24 protein-coding genes are annotated in these 23,615 nt (G+C 40.5%); 7 read left to right on the top strand and 17 right to left on the bottom strand.

Features of this window, described 5'->3' with window-relative positions; translation table 11 throughout:
- The 3 genes from AC3IPL_RS02520 to AC3IPL_RS02510 all read right to left on the bottom strand — a co-directional run bounded on the left by AC3IPL_RS02520 (position 1) and on the right by AC3IPL_RS02510 (position 2,676).
- Positions 1–732 carry a DeoR/GlpR family DNA-binding transcription regulator gene (locus AC3IPL_RS02520; protein WP_489241531.1) on the bottom strand — a complete coding sequence of 244 codons (732 nt, stop codon included), beginning with the start codon at positions 730–732 and terminating at the stop codon, positions 1–3.
- Positions 733–862: 130 nt separating this feature from the next.
- On the bottom strand, positions 863–1,753 hold the full coding sequence (locus tag AC3IPL_RS02515; protein WP_489241529.1) for an aldo/keto reductase: 891 nt from the start codon (positions 1,751–1,753) through the stop codon (positions 863–865).
- A 23-nt stretch (positions 1,754–1,776) separates the two neighbouring features.
- A complete protein-coding gene (locus AC3IPL_RS02510; protein WP_489241527.1) occupies positions 1,777–2,676 on the bottom strand; it encodes a CobW family GTP-binding protein in 900 nt (299 codons plus the stop codon).
- Between the two features lie 195 nt (positions 2,677–2,871).
- Here AC3IPL_RS02510 and AC3IPL_RS02505 point away from each other — a divergent pair, with 195 nt between their 5' ends.
- Entirely contained in the window at positions 2,872–3,312 is a 441-nt protein-coding gene (locus AC3IPL_RS02505; protein WP_489241526.1) for a MarR family winged helix-turn-helix transcriptional regulator, read from the top strand.
- A 20-nt stretch (positions 3,313–3,332) separates the two neighbouring features.
- Here AC3IPL_RS02505 and AC3IPL_RS02500 read toward each other — a convergent pair whose 3' ends face one another.
- The 3 genes from AC3IPL_RS02500 to AC3IPL_RS02490 are packed head-to-tail and all read right to left on the bottom strand — an operon-like array spanning position 3,333 to position 7,462.
- Positions 3,333–4,184 (bottom strand): DegV family protein, encoded by an 852-nt coding sequence (locus AC3IPL_RS02500; RefSeq protein ID WP_489241525.1) that lies wholly within the window; start codon positions 4,182–4,184, stop codon positions 3,333–3,335.
- Positions 4,185–4,241: 57 nt separating this feature from the next.
- Positions 4,242–5,873: an amino acid ABC transporter ATP-binding/permease protein gene (locus AC3IPL_RS02495; RefSeq protein WP_489241524.1), complete on the bottom strand. Its 1,632-nt coding sequence runs from the start codon at positions 5,871–5,873 to the stop codon at positions 4,242–4,244.
- Positions 5,870–7,462, bottom strand: a complete 1,593-nt coding sequence (locus AC3IPL_RS02490; RefSeq protein WP_489241523.1) for an ABC transporter transmembrane domain-containing protein — start codon at positions 7,460–7,462, stop codon at positions 5,870–5,872. The genes AC3IPL_RS02495 and AC3IPL_RS02490 overlap by 4 nt, the downstream gene beginning before the upstream one ends.
- Positions 7,463–7,597: 135 nt before the next feature.
- Here AC3IPL_RS02490 and AC3IPL_RS02485 point away from each other — a divergent pair, with 135 nt between their 5' ends.
- The 4 genes from AC3IPL_RS02485 to AC3IPL_RS02470 all read left to right on the top strand — a co-directional run bounded on the left by AC3IPL_RS02485 (position 7,598) and on the right by AC3IPL_RS02470 (position 10,210).
- Complete coding sequence (locus AC3IPL_RS02485) at positions 7,598–8,440, top strand: undecaprenyl-diphosphate phosphatase (RefSeq protein ID WP_489241522.1); 843 nt, start codon at positions 7,598–7,600, stop codon at positions 8,438–8,440.
- A 180-nt stretch (positions 8,441–8,620) separates the two neighbouring features.
- Entirely contained in the window at positions 8,621–9,040 is a 420-nt protein-coding gene (locus AC3IPL_RS02480; RefSeq protein ID WP_489241520.1) for a MarR family winged helix-turn-helix transcriptional regulator, read from the top strand.
- Positions 9,041–9,130: 90 nt separating this feature from the next.
- On the top strand, positions 9,131–9,760 hold the full coding sequence (locus AC3IPL_RS02475) for a hypothetical protein (protein ID WP_489241518.1): 630 nt from the start codon (positions 9,131–9,133) through the stop codon (positions 9,758–9,760).
- A 3-nt stretch (positions 9,761–9,763) separates the two neighbouring features.
- Entirely contained in the window at positions 9,764–10,210 is a 447-nt protein-coding gene (locus AC3IPL_RS02470; RefSeq protein ID WP_489241517.1) for a YaiI/YqxD family protein, read from the top strand.
- Here the strand turns inward: AC3IPL_RS02470 and AC3IPL_RS02465 are convergent.
- Positions 10,190–10,663: a GNAT family N-acetyltransferase gene (locus AC3IPL_RS02465; protein WP_489241516.1), complete on the bottom strand. Its 474-nt coding sequence runs from the start codon at positions 10,661–10,663 to the stop codon at positions 10,190–10,192. The genes AC3IPL_RS02470 and AC3IPL_RS02465 overlap by 21 nt on opposite strands.
- A 52-nt stretch (positions 10,664–10,715) precedes the next feature.
- On the opposite strand from AC3IPL_RS02465, the gene AC3IPL_RS02460 reads away from it, so the two are divergent.
- The gene (locus AC3IPL_RS02460) at positions 10,716–11,249 is read left to right on the top strand and encodes an LOG family protein (RefSeq protein ID WP_489241514.1); all 534 of its coding nucleotides are present in this window, start codon (positions 10,716–10,718) and stop codon (positions 11,247–11,249) included.
- A gap of 16 nt (positions 11,250–11,265) precedes the next feature.
- On the opposite strand, the gene AC3IPL_RS02455 is transcribed toward AC3IPL_RS02460, so the two are convergent.
- The 8 genes from AC3IPL_RS02455 to AC3IPL_RS02420 form a co-directional block, all read right to left on the bottom strand.
- Positions 11,266–11,715 carry a 2-thiouracil desulfurase family protein gene (locus AC3IPL_RS02455; protein WP_489241512.1) on the bottom strand — a complete coding sequence of 150 codons (450 nt, stop codon included), beginning with the start codon at positions 11,713–11,715 and terminating at the stop codon, positions 11,266–11,268.
- Positions 11,712–12,251 (bottom strand): GNAT family N-acetyltransferase, encoded by a 540-nt coding sequence (locus AC3IPL_RS02450; protein ID WP_489241511.1) that lies wholly within the window; start codon positions 12,249–12,251, stop codon positions 11,712–11,714. Before AC3IPL_RS02450 ends, AC3IPL_RS02455 begins: the two co-directional genes overlap by 4 nt.
- Positions 12,252–12,345: 94 nt before the next feature.
- Positions 12,346–14,736, bottom strand: coding sequence for an immune inhibitor A domain-containing protein (locus AC3IPL_RS02445; RefSeq protein ID WP_489241509.1), 2,391 nt, complete (start codon positions 14,734–14,736; stop codon positions 12,346–12,348).
- A gap of 187 nt (positions 14,737–14,923) precedes the next feature.
- Positions 14,924–16,621, bottom strand: coding sequence for an immune inhibitor A domain-containing protein (locus tag AC3IPL_RS02440; RefSeq protein ID WP_489241507.1), 1,698 nt, complete (start codon positions 16,619–16,621; stop codon positions 14,924–14,926).
- Between the two features lie 10 nt (positions 16,622–16,631).
- A complete protein-coding gene (locus AC3IPL_RS02435; protein ID WP_489241505.1) occupies positions 16,632–18,077 on the bottom strand; it encodes a DNA-binding protein in 1,446 nt (481 codons plus the stop codon).
- 85 nt (positions 18,078–18,162) lie between these two features.
- The gene (locus AC3IPL_RS02430) at positions 18,163–18,456 is read right to left on the bottom strand and encodes a hypothetical protein (protein ID WP_489241504.1); all 294 of its coding nucleotides are present in this window, start codon (positions 18,454–18,456) and stop codon (positions 18,163–18,165) included.
- 61 nt (positions 18,457–18,517) lie between these two features.
- A complete protein-coding gene (locus tag AC3IPL_RS02425; RefSeq protein ID WP_489241502.1) occupies positions 18,518–19,384 on the bottom strand; it encodes a DUF5068 domain-containing protein in 867 nt (288 codons plus the stop codon).
- Between the two features lie 69 nt (positions 19,385–19,453).
- Entirely contained in the window at positions 19,454–21,490 is a 2,037-nt protein-coding gene (locus tag AC3IPL_RS02420; RefSeq protein ID WP_489241501.1) for a cation:proton antiporter, read from the bottom strand.
- 112 nt (positions 21,491–21,602) lie between these two features.
- Between AC3IPL_RS02420 and AC3IPL_RS02415 the strand changes: the two genes are divergently transcribed.
- Complete coding sequence (locus tag AC3IPL_RS02415; protein WP_489241499.1) at positions 21,603–22,115, top strand: cupin domain-containing protein; 513 nt, start codon at positions 21,603–21,605, stop codon at positions 22,113–22,115.
- Positions 22,116–22,162: 47 nt separating this feature from the next.
- Here the strand turns inward: AC3IPL_RS02415 and corA are convergent, their stop codons facing one another.
- Together corA and AC3IPL_RS02405 are read right to left on the bottom strand one after the other, a co-directional pair.
- The gene (corA, locus tag AC3IPL_RS02410) at positions 22,163–23,110 is read right to left on the bottom strand and encodes a magnesium/cobalt transporter CorA (protein WP_489241498.1); all 948 of its coding nucleotides are present in this window, start codon (positions 23,108–23,110) and stop codon (positions 22,163–22,165) included.
- Positions 23,103–23,543: a GNAT family N-acetyltransferase gene (locus AC3IPL_RS02405; protein WP_489241496.1), complete on the bottom strand. Its 441-nt coding sequence runs from the start codon at positions 23,541–23,543 to the stop codon at positions 23,103–23,105. Before AC3IPL_RS02405 ends, corA begins: the two co-directional genes overlap by 8 nt.
- Positions 23,544–23,615: the final 72 nt, after the last annotated feature.

Raw genomic sequence — 23,615 nt, 5'->3', positions numbered from 1 at the left:
TTATTTGATAAATGCTTTGTATTTTGCATAGTATGGATTGTTTTTATTCGTTATCAGCTGTACTTCTTCCAAATCACAGATTTTAGCAAATGTCGTTTCATTAAACTTTGAATCATCGACAAGAAAATAACTGTTGCGACTTTTTCTGATGGCTGCGGTCTTAATGGAAGCTTCTTCGATGTCAGGCGTTGTCAACCCATGTTCAATATCAACACCGTTTGCTCCCATAAACGCCTTGTCAAAGCTGAACGAATCAAGCATCGTTCGCGCCTGCACACCTACGTGCGCATAAGTACTGCTCTTGACATAGCCGCCGATCATATATACTTCGATGCCTTTTTCAACGAGTGGCGGCACATGAGTCAGACCATTGGTCACAACCGTTAAGTGCTGCTGATGCAAATAAGGAATCATTGCGAGTGTTGTACTTCCAGCGTCCAGATAAATACAGTCATTATCCTGAACTATGGCAGCTGCTCGTTTGGCAATTTCATTCTTTTCAGCGACGAACTTTGTTGTCTTTATGGCAAGCGCGACATCACGATGCTTTTCTACAGCTCGCTTAGCTCCTCCGTGAATGCGGATAAGCTTGCCGTCTTTCTCTAAAGTAGATAAATCACGTCTTATAGTAGATTCACTGCTGTTCGTTTCATCCATAAGCAATTGAAGTGATACCACCTCATGTGTGCTGAGAAGACCCAGTATCATATCATGTCTCTCAATCGTCAGCATCCAACCATCCCCTTAGCATACTTAATATTAATGTCAACGCTTACAAAAGTCAACCATAAACATCCAAAAACATTCATCCACAGTTAAAAAAATAAACAGTACAATGAGAAATGTACTGTTTATTCATTGATTACAAAATGTCTCTACCTAACTTCTGTTTATAAATTTCAAACCATTCATTGTCGGTCAATTGAATGTCTTTTGCTTTAAGAGCAACATCCGAACGCTCAATTGAACGCGACCCGACAATCGGTTTGATGGCATAGGGCATGTGATATAACCAGGCATATGCAATGACGTCAGATGTCGTTTGATGTTTTTGAGCGATTTCTTCAAGTTGCTGTACTACTTGTTGAGTAGCGATATGCTGCTGATCAAACAGCTTACCTCCACCTAATGGACTCCACGCCATAATGGATACATGATCTTTGTGCATCCAGTTGATAGTTCCGTCTTCTAGATTTTCAAGTTCAGCCGCTGATATTTCAAGCTGATTGACAGTAATACTGAGCTTTTGATCCTGCATAGCTTCTTTCAACGGAAGATATTGATGAACTTTGAAATTAGAAACGCCAAACTGTCTAACTTTGCCTTGCTGCTGCAAAGTTTTCAGTGTTGCTGCTACTTCATGCGGGTCCATCAACGGCGACGGACGATGCAGCAATAATGTATCAATATCGTCCACCTGCAGTTCCTTCAAACTGCGATCGACAGAATTCATGATGTGGTCTTTTGAATAATCATACTTATGATAATCAAATCCCATTTTCTCTGACGGCAGCACGATACCGCATTTTGTGATGATATGCATCTCTTTTCGAATGCCTGGTGTGATACTGAGCGCATCACCAAATAACGTTTCACATTGATAATTACCGTAAATATCTGCATGATCCATCGCTGTAATTCCTCTATCTATCAGTTCATGCAACATACGATTGACTTCTTTGTTACTGTATTTCCATTCAGCGAGACGCCAGAACCCCTGAACAACGTCAGACATCGTTACCATTTCACTCATTGCTTCACCTCATTCATTTATTTTCAGCCGAACTGCAGTCGGTCCAGTTGATCCAGCAGCCGATTCTTGTCCAGTGACTCCCCGATAATGACTAATGTCAAAGGCATGTTCATGATCTCCGGCTCGTACTGCGGGATGCCATAAGCATATTGGAATAAGATCACCTGACTTGGATTGTCATGAAACTTAATAAAACCTTTCACTCTCAGTACAGCGGACGGCAGGTTTCGCAGCCACTCTACATATTTCCTGCTGTCTATCGGCCCTGCAAAAGTATAGACGAGTGACTGTATACCATGATGATGCATCCGAGCAGCAAACGGACGCCCCGTCACTCCTTCCAGCTGAGCTATATCTACAGCAGAATATTGAGTGGTAATGATCGGTGCCTGACTGTTGAGAGCGGTGATATCATTCGTCAGCTGAACAATATCATGTTGTTCAAGCAAATCACTTTTATTCAACAGTAGTATATGCGCGAACTGAATCTGCTCTTCCATCAATCGTCTTGTCGTGACACTGTACTGATGCCGTCCAAGAAATCTCGGTCCGTCTACAAGCGTTATGACGCCTCTAATATCCATAATTTTTGTCAATGAGGGCGCCGTGCATGCATCATATATTTCTACAGGATGTGCTACACCCGTCGCTTCAATAATGACAATATCCGGATGATGTCTATGTCTAATGTCATGCAGCTGCACCTCAACATCACTTTTTAAATCGCAGCAAATACAGCCATTCAATAATTCATTCATCGGAACATTGTCACCCAATATTTTTGAATCGACATTGAAGCTCCCGTATTCATTCATTAAAACAGCTACTTTTTTGTCCTGCCACTGTTCGATTAAATGGAGCAGTAACGTCGTTTTGCCACTGCCCAGAAATCCACTGATAATATACACCTGCATTTTCTCCATAACTATCCCTGCTTTTCATCCATTTATATTTTAAAGTTCATTAAATTGTTTACTTTTATATGCGATATTACTTGAAATGTCCACTTCTTTATACTATGTTATTTAAGTAACATGTTTTGCACGTTCTAAATCACTGTACAATAAATCATCATATCATCTATTATCATAAATAATAAGTCTGTATGGAGGAAATGAATGACTAATAATTTAAAACTAGATAAACAGCTTTGTTTTAGTTTATATAATGCACAACGTCAGATGAACCGTTATTTTTCGAATAAAATATTCAAAAAATATAGTTTGACTTATCCCCAGTACTTAGTGTTATCTATTTTATGGGAATCATCGCCGGTCAATGTTAAGACGCTTGTCAATGAGCTGGCGCTGGACACGGGTACAGTATCCCCTTTATTGAAGCGCATGGAGTCAAATGACCTGATTAAACGTGAGCGTTCTGAACTCGACCAGCGCGAAGTCTTCATCCATCTAACGGATAAGAGTAAAGCGATGCAGGATGATCTGGAAGACTGCACTGAAGTGGTTCAGGAGGCAGCTGACTTAACAGATAACGAATTTTCAGAACTGAAGGAACTCCTTGATAAACTCATCGTTAATATATCCAATACAAAAAATTAAACCCCGGCTCATGCTGGGGTTTAATTTTTTGTTCTCAACCAACCGATACCCACTGTGCCATAACCTGTATGAACTCCTGCAACGGGTACGAGTGGTTCTTCATGAATTAACAGTTCTGGATAAAGTTCTTTTAAAGCAGACGTGTATTTTTTTGCTTCTTCCTTATCTCCCGCATTCATCACTGAAATTTCTGTCAGACCGAACTTATTAATATTTTCACTTGCAACAGCCATCATACGTTCAAATACTTTCTTCTTAGTTCGCACTTTTTCAAACGGCATGACCTTACCATCTTCAAAATGAAGTATTAATTGAATATTCAGCAAGCCGGCAAGGAAACTTTGCGAAGCTGACAAACGTCCGCTTTTTCTGAGCTGCTGCAAACTTTTTGGCTGGAGAAGCAATTGCGCTTTGACAGGAAAAGATTTAACCAACTCAACCACTTCTTCAAACGTTTTCCCTTCCTCTACAGCCTTCATACCTTCCAGTACCATTTTTTTATACGGAAATGCACCAATTCTAGAATCAATGACAGCAGACTTGATATCCACTTCACTGCTGGCTGCCACTGAATTTTGATATGAGCCAGTCAACTCACTGGATGGATGAACAGCAATGACCTCATCATAGCCTTGTTTCTTAATTTCTTCGTACGCTTCCAGCATTGACTGAAAATTAGGCTGTGTTGTTTTAGCGCCTTCACCGTACTGATTGAGCAATTCATAAAAACGCTCTGTTGATAATTCCTGCTGATCGACATAATGTGTGCCATTGATAATAACACCCATAGGAACGACGAATAGCGGATATTTATCAATCTCTTCCTGCGTAAAACCTGCTGCTGTATCTACTAACCATGCTAATTTACTCATTGTATACCCCCATTTTTTTCATCATATCATATTTAATTTGATATGAATAATATTTTTCTAGATGATGCTTTCCTCCTGTGCCATGAAACGTACAAAATAATCATTGTCTCTCTGAAGTTCCTCGTATGTGCCGGAGCGGACGATTCTACCTTCATTCATAATATAGATTCTATCAAAATCTTTTAACAGCTCAACTTCGTGACTGATAACCACCACTGCTGCATCAAGTTTGAGCAGTTGATCAAGCATCGTCTCTTTACTTAACATATCAACCCCATTAAATGGTTCATCAAGCAGCCACAGGTCACGCGTCCGCATCAGCAATCTAATGAAATGCAGTCTTCGTCGTTCTCCACCTGACAGTTGTGCCCCGAACTCATTGATTTCACTGTCAGTTGTATACGGCAGTTTAAAGTAGTCAAGATAGTGTTCAATAGTTTCTCTGTCATCACTGAACAAATTCTCTTGAATGGTTCCTTGGAAGAAATGATTATGCTGCTGCATCACATTCAACTGCTGGAAGTAAGCATCTCTATCCAGTTCGGTAATCGGTACACCTGCTGCAGTTAAATTACTGTCATATAAACCTGTGATGAGATTGATTAATGTTGTTTTACCTGAACCGCTTCCTCCAATGATTCCTATCTTTTCGCCAGCATCAACATGCATCGAAATATGTTGAAGTGTCGGACGTTCCTGATCAGGATATCGAAAAGTCAGATCGTGCAATTTAAGTGGTAGAATGTGATGAGGCATGCGTCCGCTCTTGTGATCAACTGAGGCAAGTGCATTAATGTGATTCATTGCTTTTTTAGTCTCCTGATGATAAAAAGGAAAGTTTGTCATAGGTATAGCAAATTCAAATAATGTGATAGTGACCATGATGACACTTGCATACATCATTACGTTATCATTATCCGCCATCACATAAAGTACGCCCCATATCGCAAGCATACTGATTACATTGAGAAGAAAATCATACAGAACAAGAGTGCGTTTCTCTTTTGCGACTGAATGTTCATAGTTCATTCTCGAACATTCCATTATTTTCATATAGCGTCCTTGTGGATCGAATACAGCGATATCTTCCTGGCCCAGCTGATAATCAGTGAGCCGCCTCATAAACTCTGAACGGTGAATTTGCGTGCTATTTGTCAATCGTTCCAAATAACGACTGAACATCAACGGCAGCACAAAAAGAATCGTCATCATCGCAGCGATAATAACAAGTACAGCTTCAAAACTGTAAAATGAATAGATGATGCAGACGATAACCGTCGTAAGAAATGTCACTACCGGTGGATAAATCACCCGGAGTAATATATTCTGAAGCTTCTCGATGTCATTGACCGTTCGTTCAAGCAGCGTCGATAGCTGCCATTTGGAATGAAGGCCGACGAAATCATTGATCAGTCTATCAAATGTTTCCACTCTAATATCTTTCAACATAGTAAAAGTGGCTTCATGGCTGATCAGTCGTTCTAAATAACGTGCCACTGCTCTAATGACACCAAACAGCTTAATTGTCGCAACAAGCACCATCAACGTATATAACGGCACTTTGAATGCACTTTTTGAGATCATAAGACCACTTAGACTGAACATACCGATGGCTGTCAATCCACCAACTGTGCCGATAATTATAGAAATGACAAGTGCACGTCTTGTTTCATTGTTAATTAATTTCATTGCATTACCGCCTTTAGAAATGGTTCGTGCCGCAGATCTTCATGCGTCCCTTGTTTGATGATGCCGTCAGTCATGACGATGAGATAAGGCGCTTGTTGAATAGTCTCTTTTTGATGGGCAATGGTCCACACAGTAGAAGTAACCTTCAAACGGTCGATAGCTTGTCTGATGACTCGTTCCGTTTCGCGGTCGAGCATAGCAGTCGGTTCATCAAAAATAATCAGCCGTGCAGGATTCAACAGCATCCTCATCAACATTAAACGATGCGTTTCACCACCTGATAACTGTTCGCCCCCAGCGCCGATCATCGTCTCATAACCTGACTTAAATGCCATAATCCGGTCATGCATATCAACACTTTTTGCGGCTGCTATGACTGATTCACGTGAATGCTCATTAAACATAGTAATATTATTGAAAATAGTCTCGCTCATCACAAATGGCTGCTGTGCCATATAAGCAATGTCATTGTTTAATTCTTCCGGAAAGACAAGATACCCTTGACCATGTGTCGATACACCGGCAATGGTTTTAGCGAATGTTGATTTTCCTGATCCACTTGGTCCGCAGATGACTGTTTCCTGCAACTTAAACGCATCTTGTATCATCAGCTTAAAATGACCGTAATCCACTTCTGCGTTACCTTTAATTGTCGAACAGGGTTCAAAGCGTCTGTCAAGTGACGGCTGCTGTTCGTAATCCAGCAGTTCTGCATAACCTTCTGACTGCTTACCTGTATGAAACGCCATCCCGAGATCTTTAAGTGCATTGTAAAATTCCGGTGCAAGCATCAAAGTGACGACAGCCGTATAGAATGATATTTTATTAAAGACAATCAGACCGAGTCCGATTTCGAGAGCGATGATTCCGATTGACAGCATCGAAATAAATTCCAGCATCAATGTGGAGAGAAAAGCCGTTCTCAGTATGATCATCGTTTTATCTTTGAACTGCTGGGATTTGTCTCGGATGGCCTGCTTGACACTTTGTTCATGATTGAACAGCTTGATGGTGACAATACCGCGAACAGCATCAAGAAAATAGGCGGAAAACTGATTCAGCGCTGTCATCTGATCTGTTGCTTTTTTAGATGTATTGATCCCAATGATGATATAGAATATAGGGATGAATGGCGCAGTAATCAACATAATCCATGCCGCATTGCGGTGAAAGAAGAACAAAAATATAATAATTAACAGCGGAATAAAAGTTGACCGATAAACTTGTGGTAAATAGTCACTGTAAAAACTATCGATCCCTTCTATTCCTTCTGTCGCTAGATTTAACGTTTCAGCTGTCTCTCGTCGATCAGCTATCAAGCGTTGACGCAGCAATGATTTAATTTTACTGCTCATAGTTACACCCAGTCGTTTAAGAAACGACTGAAGCATACTGCGTGTCAGTAAGATACCAAGCACAAACAATAGCAGCTGACTGAAATTGACTTGATGATTCAACAGGACGCTATCGATGATTTTACCGATCAACATACTTTGTGTGATAATGACTCCTGCAAGCAGTAACGCAGAAGTAATCATAAGTAGGTGAAGGTAAAGGTAGCGTCTCGATAAGTTTGTTAAGTATTTCACATTATCACATCCTAACTAGTATTATATAGCAATAGCTTAAAAACAAAAGCAATTTGATTACAGAATAAGTAGAAGATATTTTGTCCATTATGATATACTTTTGAAAGTATTTATTTCATAGAAGGTGGTTACTCAATGGAATTATTTGAACTCGTCAAAGCATTTATACTCGGTGTTGTCGAAGGATTGACTGAATTTGCACCGATTTCTTCTACAGGTCATCAAATTTTAGTGGATGATATGTGGCTCCATTCAAAGGAAATATTGAAATCACAGGACTCTGCCAACACATTCAAAATCGTTATCCAGCTCGGCTCAATAGTTGCAGCGGCATGGGTGTTCAGACACCGTTTCGTAGACTTGCTCAGCTTCAAAAATGATTCATCAGAACATCATCTTAAATTATCTCATGTCCTTATCGGTTTGGTTCCAGCTGGTATCGCCGGTCTACTGTTCGATGATTTCATTGATGAGCATTTATTCTCAGTTCCTACTGTTTTGATCGGACTGGCATTAGGAGCCGTATTGATGATTATTGCAGATTTATACGCTAAAAATGTCAAAAATCCTATTTCAGTTGATGGGATTACTCATAAACAGGCGCTGATTATCGGTCTGACTCAAGTGTTAGCTCTATGGCCGGGATTTTCGCGTTCAGGGTCAACCATCTCTGCTGGTGTCCTTACTAAAATGACACATAAAGGGGCTTCAGACTTCACATTCATTATGGCAGTTCCAATCATGGCAGCTGCCAGTGCTAAAAGTCTACTGAGTAATTATCAGTATATTACAGGAGATACGATATGGTTTTATATTGTCGGCTTCATCGCCGCCTTTATATTCGGCCTGCTCTCCATCAGATTATTCCTCGATTTAATCGGCAGAATCAAATTGATTCCATTCGCTATCTATCGACTTGTGTTAGTAGCAGTTATTGCCATTCTTTACTTTGGCTTCGGTATCGGTAAAGGAATTTAAGCCATCCATTATGAAGACAATCCTTCCTAAAGAAAATTAGGAAGGATTGTTTTGTCTTCAGGTCATATAATTAATTTATTTATTTTTTAATCTCTTAATATAATATAGCTTTATATTCATTAATAACCATGTTATTATTAAAATGTTATTTTAAATGCATAAATACATAAAGGAGTTTCCATGAAAAATGATTCGAGTGTTGCTTACCGCTTGTACCTCGCGCAGCGTGAAATTATTAAATATTATAATAGAAATAAATTAAAACCATATGAGTTAAGTTATCAGCATTATCTTGTCCTGATGGTGCTGGTTGAGAATGGTCCAATCCCTGTGCTTCAGCTTGGTGAATATCTTGCTTTTCAATCCGGGACAATCACCCCTATCATTAAAAAGATGGAATCTCGCGGTCTTATTGAACGTGAACGTCTGAAGAAAGACGAGAGAATCGTGCTCGTCCAGCTCACGGAAGAAGGTCGAGAGCTGATCAAGCAGTTAAACCATATTCCAGAGGAAATGCTGGATGCATCCCGTCTAACGACAAAAGAATATACGACATTGATGCAGATTACGCGCAAAATCGTCCGTAATATGCGTTATTAATAACGGCCCCGCGCTTTGCGGAGCCGTTTATTGTGTATATAATGAGGGTAGGAACAAAGTATTCAGTTTCATCAACAAGGAGAGATAATCATGAATCAAAAAATTAAGACAGCAGTCAATGTTGGAGCCGTCATTCTCGTTCCACTCATCAAAGAACGCCACCGTCTCAAGCAGAATCAAGACTATATCAGAATGCGCAATCGAACGATGCACACATTATCTACTACTAAAGATCTGGCTGTGATGACGAAAGATAAGACCGTCACAACAGGTCACAAAATTACTGATAACGCAGCCAATGTCAAAGACCGCACTGTCAGAACAGCAGCTTTTGTCTCTCAGACCACTCATGATCTTCAGCAGAAGAAAAAGATGAAGAACGAAGAGAAAATGAACCAGCACCTTGCAAAAGAGATGGAGAAGCGCCACTCTGAAGAAGAAAAAGAAGCTAAGAAACGTCAAAAAGAAATGGTCAAAGCCATGAAAGCAGCAGAAAAACGCGATAAAAAGATTCCACTTGAAAGCAAGCAGGCAACACAGTTTGTTCAGCACCAAGTGACCCAGCAGCGAATGAAAGACGAAGACCGTCACAACATCAATGACTACATTGAAAACCGAGTCATGGCTACCAACTATACTGAAAATGTTGATAACCCTCCTCTATTTGAACAACACAGAAGACAGATGGCAGAAAAAATCAGACTTCGCGGAAAATATTAATCCATGATTCAACGAATTATCGTCGATGCTGACGCATCACCCGTTATTAATGAAATCATCGATATTGCACAACAAAAAATGATTGAAGTTCTTCTCGTCAGAAACTTCAATCATTTTTCTCATCGTATTTATCCCGACTTCGTTAAGATTCAGTATGTAGATGACGGATTGGACAGCGCTGATTATAAAATTGTCCAGCTGTCGAAACCTGGCGATCTTGTTGTCACTCAAGATTATGGACTTGCTAGTCTGCTGCTGAATAAAGACGTCATCGTCATGCATCATAACGGCAGACAATATACATCAGATTACATTGATCAGCTGTTAATGATGCGTCATGAGTCCAGCCAATTACGGCAGGCAGGCATAAGGACAAAAGGTCCTTCAAAATTCACTGCTGACCATAGACGGACATTTAAGAAGACACTATCAGCTCTGCTGAATGATTGACTTAGCTAATACTTTAAGCGTATACAGTCTTTTCACCGTTCTCTGCTGATCTTTGAATCCAGCTCGGATAAAGGCATAGTAGGCATCATCATTGTGGACATTGACCATTACATATAAGTCAGTGATGCTGCTATCCTGTCTGTTAATATATTGTTCTACGGCTTTTATTACTTGCTTGAAGTAACCTTTCTTCTGATGCGGTCTATCAAAGGATAGATCCCGCAAGCAAATAGCTGTTGTCGGTGCATTGATTGGTATAAGTATGTCTCCTCGTTCCAGAGCAAATGCACCGATGATTTCGTCATCCTTCACGATAATAAAAGGAAAATAATTGGACCGCTGACGGTTAATGACGTATCTCGGGTGAGCCGCATACAGCATCTGCTTAAGTGTTAACTGATAATGATTGAAGGAAATCTCCATAGTTGGGTCTACTTGTAGGACTCTTAACATAATAACACCTCATTTCAATAGTCATATCATATCATACAAAAGGAAGGTATTTATGAAAACAGTCGCAGTATTCTGCGGATCACGTCTCGGTGACCCGATTTATGAAGAAAGTGCCAAACGTCTCGGCGAATGTCTGGCAGCAGAAAACATCACCCTTGTCTATGGCGGAGGGAAAGTAGGTCTTATGGGGGTTATCGCTGATAGCGTGATGGCGAATGGCGGCACAGTGATCGGTGTCATTCCTGATTTTCTTCATCAGCGTGAAATCGCTCATAATCATATTACAGAACTTTACGTTGTCGAAACGATGCATGAGCGTAAGAAAATGATGGCGGACTTTGCGGAAGGATTTATTATGATACCCGGCGGGGCGGGAACGTTAGAAGAATTCTTCGAAGTTTTTACTTGGCGGCAGATTGGACTTCATCAAAAACCTATCGGTATTTTAAATACTGCTGGATTTTACGAACCTTTAAGAACGATGTTAACAGCCATGACCAATCAAGGATTTATAGATACACTTCACCTTGATGCAGCCATTTATGAAGATGATCCAGCCGCACTGATTTCAGCCATGCAGCAATAGTTGAATCGAACTGGAATCAAACCGAAAATGTATATTCATTATGGACTGTAATGCCATTTGCTGTCAGTAAAGCAGTGGTGACACCTGGTGCATTAATTTTGCTGCCAGTAAATGAACCGTCATAGATTGCTGCTGAACCACAGCTCGGGCTGTTCTCTTTCAGCACGACGGTTGTGATGTAGTGATTGTGACAAATTTCAAGAAACCGCTTTGCTCCTGACTGATAAGCCTGTGTGACATCACGCCCTGAAATAGTCACGACACGTGCTGTACCGTTCCATACATCTTCACCATTTCCCTCGATGATTTCTGCAGGTTCACGCGGGATGAGTAGTCCTCCCATCACTTCCGGACATGCAGCCATAGCTTTACCCTCATCCACCAATGATTTCAATAGTGGATTCAACTGATGCTTTCCGTCATAACGGACTTCTTCTCCAATCAGGCAGCTGCTTATAAGAATCATTGACTCACATCCTTGTAGAGAACCTGCAAGTTCATCGGATGCCGTGAATCGATCAGTGGATGTTTGAACGTCTTGATGCGTTTCAGACCGATTTTCTCCATCACATTCATGCTGGCTTCATTATTAACACTTGTGAAACTATAGAGCGGCAGATCAATTCTCGGTCGTACATAGTCGAGAACAGCCTGTGCTCCTTCTGTAGCATAGCCTTTCCCCCATGCCTGTTGAATGAGGCGCCAACCAATTTCATAACACGGCATAATATCCATTGAATAATCAGGTGTCGCTTCCATATACTGTACACCAATGAAACCAATGAATTCACCACTTGCTTTCTCTTCAACCGCATAGAGTCCAAGACCTGTCGCTTCAATTTCTTTCTGCATATGCCACAGTGCCATTTCAGACCGTTTGAAACTCATCATATCCGAAAAATACTTTCTGACTTCAGGATCAACGTTCATATGCTTGAACACTTCAAGATCTTGCTGCTTATAATCTCGTAGTTTCAACCGTTCTGTCTCGATATAAATCATCCGACTCACCCCTTTCTTCCATTATAACAAAAACAATGTCCAAAAAAATACACTCATGACGTCTCCCATTGAAACTGTCATGAGTGTATGATAATTATTTGTAAATAACGACTTTACCTGTAGATTTGTCTTTAGATTCGCCGACCACTTGTACTTTTAGTCCGGTATTAGGTAGGATTTTACCTGCATGCGGTTGTTCAGGGTTAGAGTAATCTTTAGAGTCATCAAATATTGGGCTTGATTTTAAGTTTTTGTCAACCATTGTAGAACCATCAGCGAGTTTCAAGCTCAGTGGATCTTGTGGTGTCAAGCTGAATGATGCATCGCGTACTTGATACTGAGTAGACGCCACTGAAGGTGTTGTTCCTTCCCATTTCAGAGCATTCTGATCAGCATCGACGATACCGACGAAGCCGTAACCTGGGTGCTTTCCTACATGGTTATCTGTATAGCTCTTATCTACATAGTAGACATTTAATCCAGTGTTGTAGCTCATCAATGAACCGCCTCTTGGGATGTGAGCAAGTCCTGCATCCACTTTGTTGTGACTTCTCCATTGTAATAAGTAATAGTTTTCATCGTATTTCTTACCATCACTTACAGAGAATCCATTCAAACCAAATTTAGCATCGCCTTCAGCACCGTCTGAGAAGACAGTAGAACCGTCAGCAGTCACTTTAATATCATCTACATAGAGACCTGGTGCTGTGAATCCAGCATCTGTCACATATAAATAGCGTAATTGAACATTTTTGCCGGCAAATGCATCAAGATTAAAAGTTGCATCAACCCAGCTATTGCTCTGTCCATCAATACCGTTACCTGCATTAGCACCGGCACCTTCTGGATCATCATTATTAGTGATGTTTCCTTCTAAGTTTGTCCAAGTCTTACCGTCAGTAGATGCTTGAACATACGCGTAGTCATAGCCCTTTTCAATGTCATACCAAGCTTTGAATGTTAACTCAGCAGATTGTTTACCAGTTAAATCCACTTGTACTGATGCACTGTTTGTTAAGTCATCGCCGGAACCACTGAAGTATGCCTTTTCACCTTCAGCAGATTTCAACACTTCTGTCACTTTGTCAGGAAGATTAATACGTACTGTATCATTATTTGTACCTTTAGTTACTGCTTCATCTAATAAGAATTCTTGTGGTGTTGAAGTGACATCATCAGCGTCAATTTCGCTGCCTGTCTGCCAGTTACCACCATGCATATCCTGCAATTGTTCTTTCATGTATGCATCAAAACCAGTCGGTTCTGTCCCTGGAATCTTACCAGCCCAGCTGCCGCTTGACATGATTGACCAGAACGATACCGGTTCACCTTTACCAGAATAGATCGTATCATATTCATCTGGTAATCCTAAATCGTGACCATATTCATGAGAGAATACGCCGGCAGCACCATCTTCAGGTTGAATCGTATAGTCGATAACTGCTAATTTACCACCAAACTGCTTCTGACCGGAAGAAGTCCCTGGAATTGTGTAGGGCTCGCCTGTATTCGTGAAGTTCAAGCTCCATCTGTGAGACCAGATTGCATCAGGACCTAATTTACCACCACCTGCTTCTTCGCCAGGAGAGGCATGGATGATCATGACATGATCAACGATGCCATCTTTTTCATTTAATACGCCGTCACCATCAAGGTCATAACGGTCCCATTGATCGTATTCAGATAGATTGATGTTTGGATCTTTTGCAGCTTGTTCCAACGCTTCTTTGACTAATTCTTTCGGACGACCATCACTGTCATCAACAGTCGGGTAGTTACCACCGTAGTATTTCGCAGGATATTTTGCTTTGTACCAGCCATGTACTTCACCATCCACATCATAGCTGCCGCCTGATTGGTTTTGGTAGAACTGTTTCATACTGACTAAATTCTCACCATTCGGTCCTTCGTAACCATTTTCACCGAACACCATGTCCTGGAAGTGGCTCATCGGATAATCTTCATAGAACATATCCGTCTCTTCTTTAGTGATGGTTGAATTTTGATAATCCGGGAATTCAATCGCTAACAACAGAACTTTGTCTGTACGTTTCTCGCCAGTATAATTTTCTTCAACAACCGGCTTCAAGTTTTTAGCATGCCCTTTTTTCTTACCATTCCCTTTTGTGTACTTGCTGCGTTTACCATTGCTGTTTTTCTCAGTCACTTTTTTATATTTTTTTACGAATTTTCCTTCGTTTTTAACTTTGTTGTCAGAATTTTCCTGTTTCTTGTTTAAATAATTAGAGACTGCTTTCTCAGCTTGCGCACGGGTCGCATTTTTACTGATGACACCTTCATCTTTCAGCATCTTGATCAGACGATCTTCATTGGCAATGACGCTATCATGACTTGAGCCTGAATAATAATGATCCTTCTTTACTTTTAAGGCTTCGTCTGCATATGCCGCACCACTTGTCAGCCCTAAGCTCGTTACTCCTAACGTTACCGCAAGTAATGATGATACTACTGCTTTTTTCTTCATGTACTTTCCCCCGTTAAAATGATATGAATTACTTAAGTACATTATGTATAGAAATTTCTGAATTGTAAATAACAATTTGAATTTTCAGATATTAATATTGTGTTACAAAAATGATTGAAGCAGTATATTTATACATTATAAAAATGCACATCATCATAATAGATGACGTACATTATATTGATAGGGCTTATTTATAGATTTTAATTTTAGCGACTGTACCGTCTTTATTCTGATCGACGACTTTAATTTTCAGTCCAAGCTGAGGCAGTACTCTGCCGGCTTCCTGGATGGTCAATGAATTCAAATCTTTTTGTGTGTAATTTTTATCACTGAACGTTGATACTGGTTTTGTGGAAGGTTTCTTAAAGTAATAATCAGGCTTTGAATTATAATTGCCGTAATCGCGTGTATTAAAAGCAGCATCATATATTTGTGTATCTGTGATTGGACTGAAGCCGCTTTTTGCCATAATAGATTTCGGATTGGCATCAACCACACCGAGAAGACTCTTACCTGGATGTTTCACTAAATTACCGTTATTCTCATACGATTCATCAACATACCAGATGACCAGGCCTTTTCCATATTTATTGCGGCCGAACGGATCGTAAATAGCACCCAGTCCTTTGTCCAGACCATTATGACTCCGCCATTCAAGCAAATAATATTGATTAAAGCGTTTAACTTTGCCGCCCCGAATCTTTTTGACCGACGGCAGATTGACTTTGACAACGTCATTGTTCGATCCTTTAATCCCCGCTTGATCTAATAAGAACTCCTTCCCCTTACTGTCTATCGTGCGGTAATTCACTTCAGAGCCGAGCGTCCAGTTACCACCGTAAAGCTGCTGTAAGTCAGATTTAGCAAGTGGACTCATACCGACTGGCTGCGTGCCGTGAATTTTTCCTGCATCTGCTCCGTAACTCATCAATGACCAGTATCGTACCGGTTCACCGGCATGATCTACTGAACTCGGTGATACATCATATTCATCAATCAAGCCGAGCATATGACCGAATTCATGAGCAACTGTACCGACCGTGCTGTCTTCAGCCATAATGCCGTATTCTGCAACTGCCAGACGATCTTTGTAAAATTTTGAGTATTTGCTTTTAGTACCGACGATGGTCTTAGGGTTACCGTGTTCAGTGAATGGAACTTCACTGACATGTTCCCATATAGACTTGCTGCCGAGTTTGCCGCCACCTTCACTTTCTCCGACACCACTGAAGATGACAACTAGTTTATCGATTAAGCCGTCCGGCTCATATATATTGCCGTCATTATCAAAATCATAATAATCATAACGGTCATAATCTGTCATTTTTACTTTTGGATCTTGTGCGGCTTTACGCGCCGCTTCCATTATCAGTTCACCGACCTTCTTATCGTCTCCGCCACCGTAATATTTAAGCGGATGTTTCGCACGGTACCATCCTGAGACCTGCCCCTTAATATTGAGACTATTGCCTGATGCCTGCTTGTAATACGTTTTAAGCGTATTATAGGATTTACCGTCCGGCGCCTTATACGTATCACCAAAAAATAATTGATTATAATAAGACTTCGTGTAGTTCTCATAATAATTTTGAGTATCTTTCTTCGTTAATGTCGACTGCTTGCTGTCAGAGAAATCCATCAATACAACGAGTACATTCTCATTTCTAACTTTCCCTTTATATTGGCGCGCCTTAAAATTAGGGACCTTGACCGTACGTGCCATCTGCTGTTTTACGACGACCGGTTCATTGACTTTTACCTTCTCTGTATTTTCGAACTCTACTTTGTCACCATTTGTCTTCGTCTCGCTGAAATCTCCTTCTGCATGAGCGATGTTCATTGTCAATGTAGACAATAGCAATGAAGAAATAATTGTTTTTTTCATATGACTACTCCTATTCGAGATTCAGCTGTGCTGTCGCTGCAGTCTCATTATTCTGAATGACTTGAATCGTTAATGGCCCTTGTGCTTCTCTTGCAATTCTACCATTAAAATAGCATTCGTAATAATCATCATACTGCTTTGGTATATAAGCATTGGATACGCCGGGTGGACGGCCATTGAACAAGCCGACGTGCTGACCATTTGCCATGACAATTGCTATTTTTGTGGACTCAGCACTTGCTGTTCTGACTTTCACTTGAATATTTTCTTTTGGTGCAATGGCCGCTGGACTTAAAATCTGAATGTCATGATTCATCTGTTGATGCGTCCGTTCTTCATTGACCACAGCACCGTAACTTCCTTGTGCATAAGTTGAACGGTCGTACCATAAATAACCAGATTCAGGCTGCGCCCACGGTTCTTTTTTTGGTTCAACTGATGTTGATGGATTTTCTGATGCAAGGAGCGGTGTCACTTTGTCCTCATTCTGATCGAATGACGCGTCCTCTTCTTGAGTCGTCAGCCACTTTGTAAGATTGAGCAGCAGTTTACGGTGATCCGCTTCCTCAAAGCCATCATAAGTTTTTTTGTCACTGCCGTTGTCTTCACGTTTATATTTTGGTGAAGCATCTTCAACAATCGAGGAATCCCCGATAAAGGCGGCCTTCCCTTTCCCTGTTTTACTGATAGCAATAAACGGCCCTTCGTCTTCACCACCCCCGTTGTAAACGCCTTGATCAACAGCATGTTCCCAGCGATATCTGTTACTGAGCTTCGGCAGAAAGACCAGGCCTTTTGCTTTCTTTGGATCGGTGATAGCAAGCGTCGAACCCGCGTGCATCGTTACTTCATCGACGCCATCTGTAATATCGAATATATCCGACATTGTTGTCATCGTCACATCATCAATAGCATTATACCTGAATCTGACGCCGAATGTATCACTCAGAAAATCACTTGATGTGACGTCAGTCATCATCTCTGATTGTCGTTCTGCCTGTGACATGCCTTTTGCCGGGTCTGAATACGCACCTCTACGATATCCATTGAGTACTTCAGAAGCATCAAACCGGTTCATATTGCGGTCTGCATTGTAATGATCACTAATGAACAGCAGACTGCCACCACTTTCTGTATATTGCTTGAGCGCCGCCTGTTCACTGCTTTTCAGTGGAATATTAGGTTCAGCAAGCACAAACAAATCATGACTTTTCAGTAAATCATAAGTCAATAAGTCATCTGCTGCGGTCTGTTTCAATGTATAACCGGAACGTTTAAGAGCATCTCCGAAGTCGGAGAAGGCACCGTCTATGACCCAGTCAGCTGCTCCTGCTGTTTCTCCGTGCGCTGTATCAAATAATATAGAAGACTCTGTTGCTGTCGGTTTCAAACTCTGCATCTGCTCGCTGCATCCTGAAAAGGCGAGCAGTAGTACAAACATCCATGTTTTTTTCATATAAGATCTCCAATAGCTAAACATAAAAAATTAACACTTTAATTAAACAATCAGTGCTGTTTAAAGTAAAGTGTTAAATCATATATTATCGTGATTTGTATGACAATAATCGTAATTTTACTGAATCTGATTTAAAATTAATTTTTTCATCGCGCGGCGTGATGACCGTTGCATCGACAATATCATCTGATTCATTGAACTCATAAGTCACAAGAAAGCTTTCAAAGTCATCATCAAAATTAGGTTTTTGTGCGACGATGCGGTTCACTTCACCGAAGCTGTCCTTCACTGTATAGCCGGTAATCGCTTCAAGTTCCTGTGCGATTTCATTTAACGTCATGGATTGGTTTTCCATCAATACAAATTTTTCTTCATGCATGTCAATTCCCTCTTCCCACTTGTTTCTCTATAAATTCCCGTTCAGTGTTTCATACAAACATTTATTTGAAGGTATATTCTCCCGATGCTAGTTCTGATTTATCAGTGAACTGTGCATCAGAAGCGATACCTCCTTGAATGACTAACGATGCTTTACCGTTCTTTAAGTCGTCATATTCATCGGTAGCCAGAACAATGGATTTATAACTTGTCGTCTTTTCATGAGGGGCATATTCATTAAAGTTGTTTTTACTTTTCTTCATGCTCATTTCCTGATAATCACTCGGTATAAATGATGCATAGTCCGAGAATTTTGTATGACCTCCGACCGTCAACTTCGTATCGTTGTTATAATATAGTGTCTCATCTGATGTATTCTCGGTCGTCACTTGATAGATAATGACATAACCCTCTGTTTCACCGTCAAACAGCAGCACTTGGCCTTCAGGCATTTCTGTGACACTGAATATTTGAAGCTGTCCGATATTGACCGTCATCCCGCTGTCTTTTAGTTCGAGCGGTAGATCATCTTTTTTCAGGACGACTTCTGCTTTGCCGTTAGTGGAAGCTTCTATTGTATTCGGCATAACGGCTTTGACAGCTGCAGCTGATTGAGATTTGGCCGCAGCTTTTTTATCTTCTTCCTGCTGTCTTTTCTTTTCAAGTTCTTTTTGTTTTTCTTCTTCTTCGATTTGTTTCTTCAGTGCATCTTCTTTGTCTTTCTTAATAGTTGCAAGTTCTTCTTCTTTATCTTTTATCTCTTTATCTTTTTGATCATTCTGCTCTTTAAGTGCGTCATATTCTTTCTGAGCTTCAGTTTTTTTCTTTTCGAGTGCTTTAATGTCCTGAGACAGTCGATCACTGTCATCATTACCACATGCAGTCAAAATCACTGAAGTTGAAACGAGACTGATTACAAGTCGGTTCAATGTATTTCTCCACCTTCTATTACTTTAACTTGATTTTAGCACAACAGATATCATTCAACTAATATTTCACTAATGTTCATGTGAACTGAGCAGTGCCATCTCATCGTAATTAATGGACTGTCTCAGTTTCACTGCGACTTCTGAGGATATTTTCTCCTGCTGCCCAAGTCGATAGATATAATCACGCTCAAAATTCAGTACGTCCAGTGCAAACAGGGTTTCGTCTGTATTCACCCCTTCTGTCACAGCACTTCTATTTAACTGATTGATTCGATTCAAATAGCTTTCTGTCACAGTAACGATTTCAATCTTATTGCTTTTGACCATCTCTTTTGATAACCGCTCAACTATATTACTATGAACAATTTTAGCAATTCTCTCTATTTCGATGATATTATTTTTAAACGATAATGAACTAGCCGCATTAGTTTGATTGATGAAGTGTCTCGCTTTTCTTCTCATTTTGAAGATAAAGGATAACTTCGTAAAAAAGCTCGAGTTAGCGAAGTTTCTTGTACGTTCTACATAAGTCACATAGTTATTGAACATACTTTCGTTAATTTCTCCGGACTCAATCAGATGATCCAATGTTTCCATCTCTGTATTCATGGCAATGGTCTGTAGTCTTGCCAATTCTTTCGTGTTTTGCCCATTGTCCTCCACTTCCCGGAAAAATTTAATCTGAACTGCATACTGCCGTGTTAAATTGCTGGCAATCAACCGGTTATCAGCTCCGGTATTACGCTGGATGTACATCAAACCTTGTTCTTTCATCATCAGTCGCGCTTCTCTGAACGACAGTTTTGAAACATTGTTTTTAGCTTCAATCCTGGTTAATAACGGCAGAACAATTTGTGCAGTGATCAAACTGATGATGACTACACCGGCTGCTATAAAGAGCATATCATCTCTCGTCGCAAAAGATTCATTATTGAAAATATGAGTCGGCAAGGTCAGTGCGATAGCCATTGAAATCGTTCCATGCACACCACACACCGATGCCAGCAATGAATATTTAAAGCGAGAAGGTCTTTTTTCTGCTGAAGTCACTGGTTCATTGTTCAATATTCTTTCGAACCGGCTCTCAGGAATGAAAAATCTATTATAAAGAATATAAACCCAGACAAACCTGAAAATATAGACGAGCAGCGCAATAAGAAACGTATAGATGAGCAGCTGCATGATAGTTTCTGATTCATTGTTAAATATCGTCATCGTTACTTCCGGCACGATATAGCCAAGCATCGTGAAGACAAAACCATTCAGTACTGTGGATAATAATCCCCACGTATTATCGTAACCAAGCTGCAGACGAGTCGTTGCCTGACTGATTCGGTCGCGTTCCATACCATGGATGATACCGCCAATGACCGCTGCAATGACACCTGATACATGAACTGCTTCTGCTGCCAAATAAAGAACAAACGGTGTTAACAACTGAATTAAGATGAAGACGTAGTCATTATGAAATCCTGTTCTGATCAACCACATCCGTGTTTGAACAAAGAGCGTGCCAATGACAATTCCGACGACAAGGCCACCGACAGTTGTGACTACAAACTGCAGAACAGCTCCTTGAACACTGAATGCTCCAGTCGTCAACGCAATAAGTGCAATGTTGAAGCTCAATATACCAGCTGCATCATTCAGCAGTGACTCTCCGCTAAGGATGGTCATCAGTCCTCTAGGTAATTTCCGTCCTTTGGCTATGGCCTGTACGGCAACCGCATCTGTCGGACAAATAATGGCAGCCAGTGCAAAACAAGCAGCAAACGGGATGACAGGCAGCATCCAATGGACGATATAGCCAAGTCCGATCACTGTCGTAAAGACTAGACCGATTGCCATTAAAATAACTGGTTTCAAATATTTAAGTAGATTAATACGGGAAACATGATTCCCCTCCAAAAAGAGCAGCGGTGCAATGATACCGATTAAAAACAATTCCGGCTCAAATTCCAGATGAATAGGAATAGGCGTTAAATAGATTAACATCCCGAGACCAATCTGAATAAAAACAAGTGGAACTTTACTGAAATAATGATTGATGACCGCTGATATAATAACAGCCACAATAAAACTAGTAATGACTATAAAATTTTCCATAACTCACCTCAAACCTCTCGATTAAATCATATAATAGATATGTAACGTATGCGATTAATTACTATGTGATCAGGGAATAGTCTTTATTATAACCATATCAGGAGGTTTTTAAATGTCTTACAAAATCATTCATGCACCTGTTTCACCTTCCACACCGAACCACATCATCTATCCAGTGATTGTCTATCCACAAGCAGTGACCGATCCTGCTGCAACATTTCAGTCAAACGGCTGGACTGGCGTATGGGAAGACGGCATATTCGATTACCATCATTTCCATCCTAACTCCCATGAAGTGCTAGGCGTCAGATCAGGCGAGGCAGAACTGATGATCGGCGGAGAAAAAGGACAGAAACTCAAAGTACAGACCGGTGACGTCCTGCTGCTGCCTGCAGGATACGGCCACCAATGTCTGAGTCAGTCCGATGATTTCAAGGTAGTCGGTGCTTACCCTGAAGATAAAAATATAGAATTATTGACATCCTATGACGATCTTACCAAAATCCAGAGCCAAGTCAGCAGTGTCATGCTGCCTGATACGGACCCTGTTGAAGGAAACAGCGGACCGATGTTTAAAGAATGGGCAGGCTTATATCACTGCAGTACAGTGACCGGCAGGAAATAATTAATTAAACGGCTCTCTAATTAATAGAGGGCCGTTTTATAATACTGCTAAAACCATTTCATCTTCTTGAAATAGCCGATCAATCCAAATGAAATACTGATCATTAAAATCCATACTCCTAAATAACCATATTTCCAGTGCAGTTCCGGCATAACATCAAAATTCATGCCATAAATACCGACGAGTAATGTCAGCGGCATGAAGATTACAGAGTAGATAGTCAAAATTTTCATAATGTTGTTCATCTTAAATGAGTTAAGAGAAATATAATTATCTCTTATATCCGCCGTCATTTCACGTGAAGATTCAATCATCTCGGCTTGTTTTACAAGATGATCATTAATATGGTGCATGAAGATTTTCTGTTTTTTGGTCAGCGGCATGATCCGTCCTTCAATGAGACGATAGACGAGATCTTTCATCGGCAGCACCGTTCTCCGAATGATCAGCAAGTCTTCTCTCAAATCAAATGTTTCCTCGATCAGTACTTCTGTTGATATATCAACTGAGTGACGATCTTCAAATGAAAAGACTTTGTCTTCAAGTTCATAAACAAAGGGAAAGTAATTATCGACGATAGCGTCAAGTGTACGAAACATCACTTCAGCTGTCGTCAACTTTTCATTTGCCTGTTTATATATGACGGAATTCCATACTTTGTCCACTTCTTCTGAATGTTCTTTGTGATACGTGACTATCATATTGTTGTTAATGAACACATCAATTTCTTCCGGCAGCATCGTATTCAAATCAATCGCATGAAAGACAAAAAATAAATAGTTGTCATATTCTTTATACTTCGGCCGCTGTCTAACCGATACTGCGTCTTCAATAGAGAGCGGATGAAAGTGGAAGTATTGACTTAATAACAGATTTTCATGCAGTGTCGGTTCAGACATATCGACCCACAACCATTTTGCCTGACCGGTCATCTCGTAAGGCGAGTCGCATGTTTTGAGTTCATTCATTTCGTCGATATAGAGCGTTCTAATCATTGGGCACCTCTAATTTATAAATCATTTCGTTTCCTATTTGATCATAGCCGAGTTTGTGATTCAGCTGTATCATTTTTTTGTTATGCGGATGAACGTGACTAGTGATGGTCATCACTCCAGCCGCTGACGACTGTTGTTTGACGTAGTTCTTCAGCTTTATAGCGAGTCCTCTACGCCTATAAGACGGGGCTACCCACAATGATTTAATCGTTGTGACGTCACTGATGACGTACCAGATAAATGCAATCACTTCTTGTTCTTCAACGATAGCAGCAATTTCATCTCCCGAGTAAGTCATCAATAACTTCATAGATTCAAGGCGCAGTTCAATGTCCATAGAAGTGACATTCCAGTCTTTGTAATGCTTTGGAATCCGTTCATGGATCTTGGCGATATCTGCCAACCGTTCATCGTCAATTGTTATTTTTTTCATAAGTTCACCTGTCATCAGTTTATCAATTAGCACGCTTCTTGACCATCAAAAAAAGCTTAAAGCTTTCGCTTT

Source organism: Macrococcus sp. GL_134 (genome assembly GCF_057834705.1).
This window is presented reverse-complemented; position numbering and strand designations above follow the sequence as displayed.

Bases quoted from the DNA above. Each gene is read 5' to 3' on its own strand.
- AC3IPL_RS02420 (WP_489241501.1), bottom strand. From the start codon at position 21,490: ATGGAAAATTTTATAGTCATTACTAGTTTTATTGTGGCTGTTATTATA.
- AC3IPL_RS02480 (WP_489241520.1), top strand. From the start codon at position 8,621: ATGAAAAATGATTCGAGTGTTGCTTACCGCTTGTACCTCGCGCAGCGT.
- AC3IPL_RS02515 (WP_489241529.1), bottom strand. From the start codon at position 1,753: ATGAGTGAAATGGTAACGATGTCTGACGTTGTTCAGGGGTTCTGGCGT.
- AC3IPL_RS02470 (WP_489241517.1), top strand. From the start codon at position 9,764: ATGATTCAACGAATTATCGTCGATGCTGACGCATCACCCGTTATTAAT.
- AC3IPL_RS02510 (WP_489241527.1), bottom strand. From the start codon at position 2,676: ATGGAGAAAATGCAGGTGTATATTATCAGTGGATTTCTGGGCAGTGGC.
- corA (WP_489241498.1), bottom strand. From the start codon at position 23,110: ATGATTAGAACGCTCTATATCGACGAAATGAATGAACTCAAAACATGC.
- AC3IPL_RS02460 (WP_489241514.1), top strand. From the start codon at position 10,716: ATGAAAACAGTCGCAGTATTCTGCGGATCACGTCTCGGTGACCCGATT.
- AC3IPL_RS02430 (WP_489241504.1), bottom strand. From the start codon at position 18,456: ATGCATGAAGAAAAATTTGTATTGATGGAAAACCAATCCATGACGTTA.
- AC3IPL_RS02450 (WP_489241511.1), bottom strand. From the start codon at position 12,251: ATGATTTATATCGAGACAGAACGGTTGAAACTACGAGATTATAAGCAG.
- AC3IPL_RS02495 (WP_489241524.1), bottom strand. From the start codon at position 5,873: ATGAAATTAATTAACAATGAAACAAGACGTGCACTTGTCATTTCTATA.
- AC3IPL_RS02445 (WP_489241509.1), bottom strand. From the start codon at position 14,736: ATGAAGAAAAAAGCAGTAGTATCATCATTACTTGCGGTAACGTTAGGA.
- AC3IPL_RS02475 (WP_489241518.1), top strand. From the start codon at position 9,131: ATGAATCAAAAAATTAAGACAGCAGTCAATGTTGGAGCCGTCATTCTC.
- AC3IPL_RS02415 (WP_489241499.1), top strand. From the start codon at position 21,603: ATGTCTTACAAAATCATTCATGCACCTGTTTCACCTTCCACACCGAAC.
- AC3IPL_RS02440 (WP_489241507.1), bottom strand. From the start codon at position 16,621: ATGAAAAAAACAATTATTTCTTCATTGCTATTGTCTACATTGACAATG.
- AC3IPL_RS02405 (WP_489241496.1), bottom strand. From the start codon at position 23,543: ATGAAAAAAATAACAATTGACGATGAACGGTTGGCAGATATCGCCAAG.
- AC3IPL_RS02485 (WP_489241522.1), top strand. From the start codon at position 7,598: ATGGAATTATTTGAACTCGTCAAAGCATTTATACTCGGTGTTGTCGAA.
- AC3IPL_RS02455 (WP_489241512.1), bottom strand. From the start codon at position 11,715: ATGATTCTTATAAGCAGCTGCCTGATTGGAGAAGAAGTCCGTTATGAC.
- AC3IPL_RS02435 (WP_489241505.1), bottom strand. From the start codon at position 18,077: ATGAAAAAAACATGGATGTTTGTACTACTGCTCGCCTTTTCAGGATGC.
- AC3IPL_RS02520 (WP_489241531.1), bottom strand. From the start codon at position 732: ATGCTGACGATTGAGAGACATGATATGATACTGGGTCTTCTCAGCACA.
- AC3IPL_RS02505 (WP_489241526.1), top strand. From the start codon at position 2,872: ATGACTAATAATTTAAAACTAGATAAACAGCTTTGTTTTAGTTTATAT.
- AC3IPL_RS02500 (WP_489241525.1), bottom strand. From the start codon at position 4,184: ATGAGTAAATTAGCATGGTTAGTAGATACAGCAGCAGGTTTTACGCAG.
- AC3IPL_RS02465 (WP_489241516.1), bottom strand. From the start codon at position 10,663: ATGTTAAGAGTCCTACAAGTAGACCCAACTATGGAGATTTCCTTCAAT.